The organism is Prosthecobacter sp. (assembly GCF_044227185.1).
Classification (GTDB): domain Bacteria; phylum Verrucomicrobiota; class Verrucomicrobiia; order Verrucomicrobiales; family Verrucomicrobiaceae; genus Prosthecobacter.
Genome location: NZ_JBGAFO010000012.1, coordinates 261,947 through 272,038, shown reverse-complemented (window position 1 = coordinate 272,038; position 10,092 = coordinate 261,947). Strand labels below are relative to the sequence as shown.

Below are 10,092 nucleotides of genomic sequence, written 5' to 3'. Positions count from 1 at the left end.
GTGTAGCGTTTTGCTTCTGACTTCCTTCGGACCCAGCCTCGCGGCTGACGCCCTTGTCTTTCGGCTAGCACTTCCCCTTGCCGGGTGTGCGGCGGACTTGAACCGCCAAGTGAGTGCGCCCTGCCGGGCGCACCAAAAAAGGCCCGGCAGCCTGCGCTGCCGGGCCTGGATGAATCAAAGCGCGCTTATGCGCGATCAACGGAGAACTTTCCGGCGCCGGTGAAGAGGAGGGTGACGTAGGCGATGAGATAGACCATGGCGAGCTCGCCGGACTTGATGTTGCTGGCGGCCACATCCACCAGGGCTGACTTGTGAACGAGGAAGAAGGCGACGCCCATGGTGACGGCGAGCATGAGCGCGGCGAAACGGGTGAAGAGGCCGGCGATGAGCAAGGCGGAGCAGAAGACCTCCGCGAAGATGGCGAGGCCCAGATTGACATTGCCAGGGACGCCAGGCAGGCCGCCGAATTTTTCCGCCATGGTGGAGAAGTTCAGCAGCTTGCCGCGGCCATGCAGGAGGAGCATGGAAAAGCCGAGGGCGACACGGAGGATCAGCAGGCCGTAGTCGGGAGACTTCGGCAGGAACGACAGTTTCAGTACTTTGAGCATGAGTGTGTTGGGTTCGGGTTGGCGGGGATTTACGTGAGCATGGGCATGCCGGGGGGCTGGGGACAAGCCTAAAATTTTGGCTGCAAATGCAGGAAACCGGGGGCGGGCGGCGTTGGGGCGGACCACGGTGTGTGGAGGCCATGGGTGTGGCGGCGGCTTGTGTCACCGCTCCGCGGTTCCGCGAATTCCATCCCATGGACTGGCGCGAACCGTGGGTTGGCACCCACGGCTACGGTTGTGGCAGCGCTACGCGCTTATGAACCCATCGAGCCCGTGCGAGCGGGGCGGTGGGTCATTTGTGGGTGCTGTGTGCTTGAGATAGCGCTGGGCTCATCTCGGCGGAGCGAGATGAGTACTGTACTTAGCCGAGGGCGGCCATCATCTCCTTGAGCTTGGCGAGTTTTTCCTGCCAGTCGGTTTTGCGCTGAGTGTGCTCATCGAGCACTTTCTGCGGAACTTTGGAGGTGAACTTTTCGTCGGCGAGTTTGGCGGTGACTTTTTCGAGCTCGGACTCGGCTTTGGCGACTTCTTTGCCGATGCGGGCGCGCTCGGCTTCGACGTCGATGAGGCCATCGAGGGGGAGGTAGAGGGTGCCGAGGGGGGTGAGGGCGCTGGGGGTGCCTTGAGTTGGCGTAAACGAAGTGTCCACGTCCAATGGCTCGGCATTGAGGAGGATGCGGAGGACTTCGATCTCGTGGGCGGGGAGTTCCTGATTCGGCTTGAGGACGAAGCGGACGCGCTTGTTGATGTTGAAGGTGCTCTTCAGGCCGCGACCGAGATTGACGGCTTCGTATTTGTCGTTGGCGGCTTTTTCGTCTTCGGGAAGGATGCCGAAGTAGGCGAGTTCATCGGCGTCCAGAGGTTTGGGCCACTTGGCGAACATGATGGTTTTGCCGCCCTGATCGTCTGGCAGGTCGGTGTTGAAGCCCATGCCGTGCCAGAGCTCTTCGGTGATGAAGGGCAGGAAGGGATGGAAGAGGCGCAGGGTGTGGCTGAGGACGAAGTCGATGACGGCGAGGGTGTTGGCTTTGCGCTGGTCGTCGGTGCCCTGGAGGGTGGCTTTGGAGGCCTCGATGTACCAGTCGCAGTACTCGCTCCAGAAGAAGCGATAGAGGGTGGCGGTGGCATCGCTGAAGCGGTAGTCTTCGAGAGCGGTGGTGACTTCGGTGATGGCGGTGTTGAGGCGGAGGAGGATCCACTTGTCGTCGCTGCTGAGGAGGGCGGCGCTGATCTCGGTCTCGGTGGTGCCGCCCTGCATCTGGCGGAAGCGTGCGGCGTTCCAGAGCTTGGTGCAGAAGTTGCGGCCGAGCTCGACGTTCTTTTCGTCGAAGCAGATGTCCTGACCCAGCGGGGCGCTGCGCATGATGCCGAAGCGGAGGGCGTCGGCGCTATAGCTGGCGATGAGTTCCAGGGGGTCGGGCGAGTTGCCGAGGGACTTGGACATTTTGCGACCTTGTTTGTCGCGGATGATGCCGGTGAAATAGACGTTCTTGAAGGGGAGCTCGCCCATCCATTCGAAGCCGGCCATGATCATGCGGGCAACCCAGAAGAAAATGATGTCCGGGCCGGTGACGAGGTCGGTGGTGGGGTAGAAGGCCTTCAATGTGGCGGTCTTTTCCGGCCAGCCCATGGTGGCGAAGGGCCAGAGCCAGGAGGAGAACCAGGTGTCGAGGACGTCGGGGTCCTGGGTGAAGCCTGCGGCTTCAGCAAATCGCTGAACGCGGTTTTGGAGCTCTGGTTGGTCTGCGGAATCCGAACATGTGCACACGTATACTCGCACATCAAAATCACCTTCTTTATCAAAAACATCTCGAAGCTTATGCCACCCTGTATTCAGCGGTATATCTCCTTCAATGTCATGCCAACGACGTGTCCCGTTGACTTCTTCAACAGTAACAACCGATTCGCAGCATGTAATGTCAAACAACCCAGCCAACACTGAGTCATCGCGATCAAACATTTTGCTTAATTTCATCTCGCGGCTCCACACGGGAATGCGGTGGCCCCACCAGACCTGGCGGCTGATGCACCAGTCTTGGAGGCCGGTCATCCAGTGGTCGTAGGTTTTGGCCCAGCGGTCGGGGTGGAATTTCATTTCGCCGCTGGCGACGACTTCCTGGGATTCTTTGACGCTGGGGTATTTGAGGAACCACTGCTCGCTGAGGCGTGACTCGATGGGGACATCAGCGCGCTCAGAAAAACCGAGGTTGTTCTGATATTGCTCTTCTTTGACGAGGCTGCCGATTTCGGTGAGGAGCTCGGCGGCGCGTTTGCGGGCGGCGAAGCGCTCCATGCCGGCGAGGTCTTTGCCGGCGAGGTCATTGAGCACGCCATTGGGGTGCATGACATCGATGACGGGAAGCTTGTGGCGCTGGCCGATCTCGAAGTCGGCTTTGTCGTGCGCGGGGGTGACTTTGAGGACGCCGGTGCCGAAGGTGAAATCGACGTGCTCGTCGCCGATGATGGGGAGGAGTTCCTGATTTTCGACGGGGAGCGGGCGGCGGACGTGCTTGCCGATGAGATGGGTGTAGCGCTCGTCCTTCGGATTCACCGCGATGGCGGTGTCTCCAGGGATGACTTCAGGGCGGGTGGTGGCGATGGTGAGCCAGGTGCCGGGCTCTTCGACCACTTCGACTTTGAAGTGGTACATGATGGCGTTCTGGGGCTTCATGACGACCTCTTCATCGCTGAGCGCGGTGAGGGAAGAGGGGCACCAGTTGACCATGCGCTTGCCACGGTAGATGAGGCCTTTTTTGTAGAGATCGACAAACACGCGCATGACGCAGGCGTTGTAGTCGTCGTCAAAGGTGAAGCGCTCGCGGGACCAGTCGCAGGAGGCGCCGAGTTTTTTGAGCTGCTCAATGATGATGCCGCCGTGCTTTTCTTTCCACTCCCAGATTTTGGCGACGAGGGCTTCGCGGCCGAGGTCGTCGCGGTGCTTGATGACGCCCTGTTTCTTGAGGGTCTTTTCGACGACGTTTTGGGTGGCGATGCCGGCGTGGTCGGTGCCGGGGAGCCAGAGGACTTCTTTCCCGAGCATGCGGGCGCGGCGGGCCAGGATGTCCTGGATGGTGTTGTTCAGGACGTGGCCGAGGGTGAGGATGCCCGTGACGTTTGGTGGGGGGATGACGATGGAGTAGGCCGGGCGGGTCTCGCTCACGCGAGCTGGGTCGGCTTCAAAGCATTTGTCATCCAGCCAGCGCTGATACCAGCGGGCTTCGACTTCCGCGGGCGTGTAGGTCTTGTCGAGTTCGGGCATAAAGGGCGGCCAAGATGGGGGAAAGCGGCCGGTTTGCAAACGGGGAGGTGCGTCTTGGCTGACACGTGGGGGACTGACTGCCGGCGGTGCCCGGCGTCAGAATGCCTCTTGTCTTCTCTCACACTGCCGCACAGCATCAGGGCTGAAAGGCCCACGACCGGAGAGGTGAGGCTGGGGAGGGGCGGACGATCTCCCGCGCCCCTTCAGGGCGCGACCTTCGGTGGGAAGGTGGCGTCATGCGTGACCCAGGGCTTGCTGCGCTGCGCCCTGGGCTGAATCCGGCGGCCCTTCAGGCCGCGAGCCAATCCTCCTATGGGATCAGCGCATGGGCATGGAAAGGGGGCCGACGGGGGGCATTTCGGGGCGGGGGTCGCGGATGTTGTCTGGGACGGTGTGGGTGCGGCGGGCTTCGGCCTCCATTTCGCGCTCGGTTTTAGGCGGGGACTTGTCTTCGAGAACGGCGCAGCCAGACAGAAGGGCTGCACTGAGGAGGATCAGGGCGGTGGGTGCTGAGTTCATGATGGCGTGGGTGGTCAAAAATCACTTGGGGAGCCGCGCGTTCAAATCCTGCACGTACTTGCGGTCTTCCTCGCTGAGGCGTTCGAGCGGGACCTCGACGGGTTTTTTGTTCACCAGGAGGCGGATTTTGCCGTCGCGGATGAGCGTGGGTTTGTCCGGCATTTTGGCGGGCGGGGCTTTTTGGACGGCTTCGCGCGCGGCGGCGGGATTGGCGGCTTCAAATTCAATGACGGCCTCCTCAAAGGTGATGATGGCGCCGAGGAGCGATTTGCCATCGGTGCTCTTCCACTGGCGGGCATCGCCGAGGATGAAGTAGGAGGTCAGCTTTGTCTTGGTGGGAGGCGGTGGCTTGGTGGAGGCGTTGACATTGACGCCGTTGCTGCCGGCGCTGCCATTGATGGGACGGGTGTCGAATTTCTTGCCGGTGGTGGGAAGGACCACCTGCGCGCTGAGCGGCGCCGCCATCGCCAGAAGGATGAGCAAGGCTTTCATCCTGAGAGGCTAGCACGGCTTTTGGGTGGGATGCAATGGGGATTATGCGGCGGGTGGAGCTTGCCTGAAGAGAAGTAAACGACTATTCTCCGGCGTTATGTCCACTCTGACACTCGATCAGACCACGCGCATCGAAAGCCTGCTGGCCGCGGGTGAACTCGTGTATTTGTCGAAGGGTGGAAAGAAGCTGGGAGTGATCATTCCAGTGGTGGAGAAAGCGCATGGGGTGCCACTGCCGGACTTTCGCGCCCGCCTACGGCAGACCTGGGGCAGCCGTGTGTTCAGCAATGCAGAGGTCCGAGAGATGCGTGAGGCGGAGCTTGAACAGGATCACGGCTGATGCACTGCGCGGACACGTCTTATCTTTGCGCGCTGTACCGGCAGCAAAGCCACTCTGAATCGGCCATTGCAACCCTGGAGGAGATCGGGGCTCCGATTGTTATTTCACCGCTACTGGCCTATGAATTCCGGCAGGCCGTGAGGTTCCAAGTATTTCTGCGCTCCCGTGATGCCAGGAAAGGATATTTGGAGACGGAGGGTCTGGCGATGCTGGCGCAATTTGAGAACGATCTGGAATCTGGCGTTGTCATTGAAGCGGGCATGAATCTGGCGGACATAGTCACTGAAGCAGAACGCTTGAGCGACCGGCATACGATGCAGCGAGGTGCGCGTTCCTTTGACCTGTTCCACATCGCCACAGCGCTGAAATGGCAAGCCACGGTGTTTCTGAGCTTTGATGTCTTACAGCGAGAAATCGCGGCAGCCGAAGGATTGAACGTGCTGCCAGCGATGAACTGACCCGTTGGATTCACAGCAGCAGAGAGCTTTAAAAAATCTCCTAGCTGCCCGTCCTCCCATTTATGCGTCCAGCGCGGCGTAGTCGATGGCCTTGAGGCGGGGCTGCTTGGGGCCCATGCGGGGGACGCAGGCGATGAGGGCCTTGGTGTAGGGGTGCCGGGGGTTGCGCAGGATTTCATCGACGGGGCCGGTTTCGACGATCTCGCCGCGGAACATGACGGCGACGCGGTCCACGACGCTGCGGATGATGCTGAGATTGTGCGTGATGAGGATCATGCTCATGTCGAGATCACGGCGGAGCTGGGCGAGGAGGTCCATGATCTGTTTTTGAATGGTGACATCGAGCGCGGTGGTAGGCTCGTCGGCGATGAGGAGCTTGGGCTGCATGCAGAGGGCCATGGCGATCATGACGCGCTGCTGCATGCCGCCGCTGAGCTCGTGCGGGTAGGCGTTGAGGCGCTTGCGGGAGTCAACGATGCCGACTTTGTCGAGCCACCTGACGATCTCGTCATCGCGGCCGGTCTTGGGGATGTCCGGGCGGTGGAGGGCGAGGGCCTCGCCGATCTGGGTGCGGATGGTGAGGACGGGATTGAGCGAGGTGGTGGGCTCCTGGAAGATGTAGGCGATTTCTTTGCCGCGGATCTTGCGCAGCTCGCGCTCGCTCATCTCAAGGATCTCGTGGCCGCCGAGCGTCATCTGCCGGGCGGTGATGGTGGCGGGGGGCTCGGGAAGAAGGCGGGCGAAGGAGAGGGCGGTGGCGCTTTTGCCGCTGCCGCTTTCGCCGACAAGGGCAAGGGATTCGCCGCGCTTGAGCTCGAGGCTGATGCCTTTGACGGCCTTCACGGGCTCGGCGTCGTGGCGGCTGAACTCGATCTGCAGGTCGCGGATGCAGAGCAGCGGGGCGTCTTGGGCGGAGGTGGCTTCGGCGGACATGGGACTCAGGGAAGTCGGGGTTGTACGATGCGGCTGACTTGCAGCAAACACAAGGCGGCAAGCGCGATGATGCCGCCGGACTGGAGGAGGGGCATGGGGTCCGCAAGAGCGCGCTCGGCATCCTGCATGGAGGCGACGGCGAGAGGGCGGAAGATCTGGGCGAGGGGTGCGTTCAGCTCCGCCACCAGCCGGGGCAGCAGCGCGCAGACGGCGGCGATGCCGAGCAGCGTCTGGGCAAAGACGGTGCCAATCCAGGCGGCGAGCATGCGAAACTGGACCGCGGCGATGTGGGTGCGCCAGATGGCGAACTCCGAGGCGCCGAGCATGCGAGCGGGCTCGATGGGCAGCTCCGCCTCGAAGTGATTCCAGGTCTGATGCCAGGCGGCGCTGCCAGACACAAGCACGACGGCCCATAAGAGCAGCCAGAGCAGCGGCGACGGCGGACACAGCGCCAGCGCACCGAGCCCCCAGAGCAACCAAGGCTGCCATGCGAGCGCGGCCACATAGCCACCGGAGGATTTGAGCCGGCCGCGCAGCCTTTGCAGGCAGAGGCACAGCAGTGCGAGCATGGCCCCGCCGCTGGCGAATCCGAGAGCGATACCGCCGGCCGCGCCGGCACGAATGCTCTGCGCCATCCAGTCTCCCCAGCCCATGAAACGCAGGGTGTCTTCAACGATGATGAGGTAAACCGCCGCCACGAGAACGAGCGACTGCAGGCGCACGCGCAGCAGGGGGAGAAGCTGCGTGAAGTGATGACGCCAGAGGCGCGAGCTGCGCGGTACGCCGCGGGCACGGAGGAGGAAATCAAGATTCAAAACCGATCTGCCGTCCACGACGACGGCGTGGATCATCTCTCCGCACAGGGGCAGGGCCAGAACCAGCGCGGGAGCCAGAAACTCCCAGAGCGTGCGTGCGAGCAGGATCTGCTGCGAGTCGTGGCTGTCCGGCAACTGGGCGGGCATCAGCGACTCCACCGGCCAGCCCAGGCGCCCGATCCAACCGCCGATGAAACCCCAGGCCAGAACAACCACCGGCATGCAGGCCAGCGCGCGGCCGAAAAAGGCGGCCAGCATCTCCGTGCGCGGGCCGATGCGCCGTGCATTGAGGCCCACGATCACGCCGAGGCACAGGGCCAGCAGCAGGGCGATGGTGAGCACGATCAGGCTGGAGCCGCAGCGCACCCAGAAGCCTGGAGCGGGCACCGTGATGGAGCGCAGCGCCTGGAGATCGTGCTGCCTGAAAAGCAGCACCGCAGCCGCAGCCACCAGGCCACCAAGAAACAGGCGGAGAGGCAGCCACCGGGGCGGCAATGAGAATGGCTGCAGGCTCGTCATTCTCGCAGGCGTAGTTCAACTTTGATCCTGGGGGCAGCCGGCTTTTGCGTTTGCGGCGGCTGCATCGCCGGCTCTTCATCACGGGAGCGGAGCTGGAGCTTGAGGTCCGAAGCGGGCTGCGCGGGCTTCGACGCCGGCGTGAGGGTCTGCAGCGTCCAGTCAGACACGGGACCGTGTGCGGCAGCGCCCTGCTCATGCAGCGTGGGCATGGCGGCGGCCTCATCATGCGTGGTGAAGAGGGTGAGCATGGGGTGCATGGGCAGCAGGCGGGCCTCCAGCTCGCGCACGCGCCTGGTCACCTGATCGGGGTCAAACTCAGACGCGAGGGCCTCGAGGAGGAGATCGGTCTGCGGATCGGTGATGCCGCAGAAATTGCTGCCGCCTTCCTTTGCCTGCGCGGAGTGCCACCAGGGGAGCTGGTCCCAGGAAACTTCAAAGCGCTGGTCCAGCAGCACGGCGTCAAAGCGGTGCTCGTGCAGGCGCTGGGAAAGGGTTTGCGAATCCGGCACGTGCTCGATCTTCACCTCGGCGCCGAGCTTGCGCCACTGCGCGACGAGCAGCTCCGAGGTGCGGCGGTGGAGGGCGTCATTGCCGGGGACGAGCAGGGTGAACCGCAATGCGCGCTCCGGGCTGCGCGCGATGCCGGAGACATCGCGCGGCCAGCCGGCCTCGGTGAGGATCTGTCGCGCCTGCTCAAGCTGGAAGGGCTGGCTTTTCGCACGAGTGCTGAACCAGAGGCCGGGGGCGAAGAGGCTGGCATCCGCATGGCCCAGACGTCCTGGCAGCGCGCGGATGAGCTCGTCCGTGTCCGTGGCGAGGGCGAGCGCCTCGCGGCAGCGCTCGTATTTTAAAACGTCATGCCGCGTGTTCCAGAGCACGACGAGGCGCTGCCGCGGCGGGGTGAAGCGCAACTGCTCCAGGTCCGTGCGGTCCGCCGCCGGCCAGATGAGATCCACCGAGCGGGTGCGCATGCCGATCTGCGTCATCAGCGGCGAAGCCAGGAAGTTGAACAAGAAACGCGGCGCCGCCCTGTCCTGCCGCACCGGCGCGAGCAAGAGCGAGCGCACATCCCGCGAGGCGATGCGGTGCGAACCGGCGCCGGGAGGCGCGTGCTGTACAAAATCCGACTCCTGCGCGGACGGATGAGCGCGCAGCCATGCGGCGGGAAGCACGGGCAGACCGACCAGCACGCACAAGGCGGTGCCCTGGCGGCGGCGGAAGGAGACATGGAGGCGCGAGCCGTCATTCTGCGACTCCACGGCCTGGATGTTGCTGAGCGCCTCGCGGTTTGGCAGCGGCCAGTCGTTGGTGCGGAGAAACTCGAGCGTGGCCCTGGCGTCCTCCGCAGTGGCGGGTGTGCCGTCATGCCAGTGCTGGCCGGGGCGGATGTCGATGTCGAGCACCGGCTCGCTGAGGGCACCGACTTCGGCCATGGGATTGATGACGGCCGGTTCGTTCGTGGCGATGTCGAGGAAGCGATGGAGGTCTTCGAGGAGACGCTGCGAATCTCCTGCGACGACGATCTCGCAGGCGTTTGCGCCGTCGAACCACACGCGCTGGATCAGCTTTGCCTGGGGGGAGCCGGTCATGAACTGGTCCCATGATTTGCGCAGGGGTTTGCGGCTCTCGATGCGCCAGAAGACGACGGGCTTGAGCGGCAGGCCGGCGATGACTTCAAAGGCCTGGCGTACGCCGGCGGCATTGGGCTCCGTGAAGCTGAGCAGCAGGCGGTTTTCGATGACGCGCACCGAGCTGAGGCGCCACTCGGCCCAGAGGTTTTTTTCGCCGATCTGGGCCTGCAGCAGCTCCTGACCTTTCTTTGCCGCGGCCTCGTCTGCAAACCAGCAGGTGACGTCCTGCGTCCAGCGCCAGAACTCGGCCAGTGCGGGCTGAAGGGTGCCGCCGGGCCCGAGACGGATGAGGGGCTCATGCACGAGGTCCGAGATCTCCCGCTCCACCTCGGTGGCGGGAAGATAGGGGTTCAGCACCGGCAGGCTTTGGGAGAGCATGACCACGACGCCATCGGCGCGGTCCGCGCGGCTGCGTCTGGACTCCTGCACCGACCACCCGGCCGCCGCTGCGAGGAGCAACGGAAAACCATAGATGAGGGTGCGGGCCAAAATCATGCGCAGTGCGAAGCTAGAGCGCG

At 63.4% G+C, this 10,092-nt stretch carries 9 protein-coding genes; 2 read left to right on the top strand and 7 right to left on the bottom strand.

All coding sequences use genetic code 11. From position 1 onward, the window contains the following. Positions 1-185: 185 nt before the first annotated feature. The 4 genes from ACILSQ_RS25525 to ACILSQ_RS25510 form a co-directional block, all read right to left on the bottom strand. Entirely contained in the window at positions 186-608 is a 423-nt protein-coding gene (locus ACILSQ_RS25525; RefSeq protein ID WP_395746513.1) for a DoxX family protein, read from the bottom strand. Positions 609-969: 361 nt separating this feature from the next. After that, positions 970-3,867 (bottom strand): valine--tRNA ligase, encoded by a 2,898-nt coding sequence (locus ACILSQ_RS25520; protein ID WP_395746512.1) that lies wholly within the window; start codon positions 3,865-3,867, stop codon positions 970-972. Between the two features lie 318 nt (positions 3,868-4,185). Further along, the gene (locus tag ACILSQ_RS25515; protein ID WP_395746511.1) at positions 4,186-4,386 is read right to left on the bottom strand and encodes a hypothetical protein; all 201 of its coding nucleotides are present in this window, start codon (positions 4,384-4,386) and stop codon (positions 4,186-4,188) included. 21 nt (positions 4,387-4,407) lie between these two features. Continuing rightward, positions 4,408-4,878: a hypothetical protein gene (locus tag ACILSQ_RS25510; RefSeq protein WP_395746510.1), complete on the bottom strand. Its 471-nt coding sequence runs from the start codon at positions 4,876-4,878 to the stop codon at positions 4,408-4,410. A gap of 97 nt (positions 4,879-4,975) precedes the next feature. Here ACILSQ_RS25510 and ACILSQ_RS25505 point away from each other — a divergent pair, with 97 nt between their 5' ends. Both ACILSQ_RS25505 and ACILSQ_RS25500 read left to right on the top strand, forming a co-directional pair. Then, complete coding sequence (locus ACILSQ_RS25505; protein WP_395746509.1) at positions 4,976-5,218, top strand: hypothetical protein; 243 nt, start codon at positions 4,976-4,978, stop codon at positions 5,216-5,218. After that, positions 5,218-5,676: a type II toxin-antitoxin system VapC family toxin gene (locus tag ACILSQ_RS25500; RefSeq protein ID WP_395746508.1), complete on the top strand. Its 459-nt coding sequence runs from the start codon at positions 5,218-5,220 to the stop codon at positions 5,674-5,676. Before ACILSQ_RS25505 ends, ACILSQ_RS25500 begins: the two co-directional genes overlap by 1 nt. A 60-nt stretch (positions 5,677-5,736) precedes the next feature. Here the strand turns inward: ACILSQ_RS25500 and ACILSQ_RS25495 are convergent, their stop codons facing one another. Genes ACILSQ_RS25495 through ACILSQ_RS25485 form a run of 3 tightly spaced genes read right to left on the bottom strand, consistent with a single transcriptional unit; the run spans position 5,737 to position 10,069 of the window. Beyond that, entirely contained in the window at positions 5,737-6,609 is an 873-nt protein-coding gene (locus tag ACILSQ_RS25495; protein ID WP_395746507.1) for an ABC transporter ATP-binding protein, read from the bottom strand. A 5-nt stretch (positions 6,610-6,614) separates the two neighbouring features. After that, on the bottom strand, positions 6,615-7,943 hold the full coding sequence (locus ACILSQ_RS25490; protein ID WP_395746506.1) for a hypothetical protein: 1,329 nt from the start codon (positions 7,941-7,943) through the stop codon (positions 6,615-6,617). Next, positions 7,940-10,069 carry an ABC transporter substrate-binding protein gene (locus ACILSQ_RS25485; RefSeq protein WP_395746505.1) on the bottom strand — a complete coding sequence of 710 codons (2,130 nt, stop codon included), beginning with the start codon at positions 10,067-10,069 and terminating at the stop codon, positions 7,940-7,942. Before ACILSQ_RS25485 ends, ACILSQ_RS25490 begins: the two co-directional genes overlap by 4 nt. Positions 10,070-10,092: the final 23 nt, after the last annotated feature.

Excerpts from the sequence above, each read along its gene's own strand:
- ACILSQ_RS25520 (WP_395746512.1), bottom strand. The coding sequence starts at position 3,867 with ATGCCCGAACTCGACAAGACCTACACGCCCGCGGAAGTCGAAGCCCGC.
- ACILSQ_RS25525 (WP_395746513.1), bottom strand. The coding sequence starts at position 608 with ATGCTCAAAGTACTGAAACTGTCGTTCCTGCCGAAGTCTCCCGACTAC.
- ACILSQ_RS25485 (WP_395746505.1), bottom strand. The coding sequence starts at position 10,069 with ATGATTTTGGCCCGCACCCTCATCTATGGTTTTCCGTTGCTCCTCGCA.
- ACILSQ_RS25490 (WP_395746506.1), bottom strand. The coding sequence starts at position 7,943 with ATGACGAGCCTGCAGCCATTCTCATTGCCGCCCCGGTGGCTGCCTCTC.
- ACILSQ_RS25500 (WP_395746508.1), top strand. The coding sequence starts at position 5,218 with ATGCACTGCGCGGACACGTCTTATCTTTGCGCGCTGTACCGGCAGCAA.
- ACILSQ_RS25495 (WP_395746507.1), bottom strand. The coding sequence starts at position 6,609 with ATGTCCGCCGAAGCCACCTCCGCCCAAGACGCCCCGCTGCTCTGCATC.
- ACILSQ_RS25515 (WP_395746511.1), bottom strand. The coding sequence starts at position 4,386 with ATGAACTCAGCACCCACCGCCCTGATCCTCCTCAGTGCAGCCCTTCTG.
- ACILSQ_RS25505 (WP_395746509.1), top strand. The coding sequence starts at position 4,976 with ATGTCCACTCTGACACTCGATCAGACCACGCGCATCGAAAGCCTGCTG.
- ACILSQ_RS25510 (WP_395746510.1), bottom strand. The coding sequence starts at position 4,878 with ATGAAAGCCTTGCTCATCCTTCTGGCGATGGCGGCGCCGCTCAGCGCG.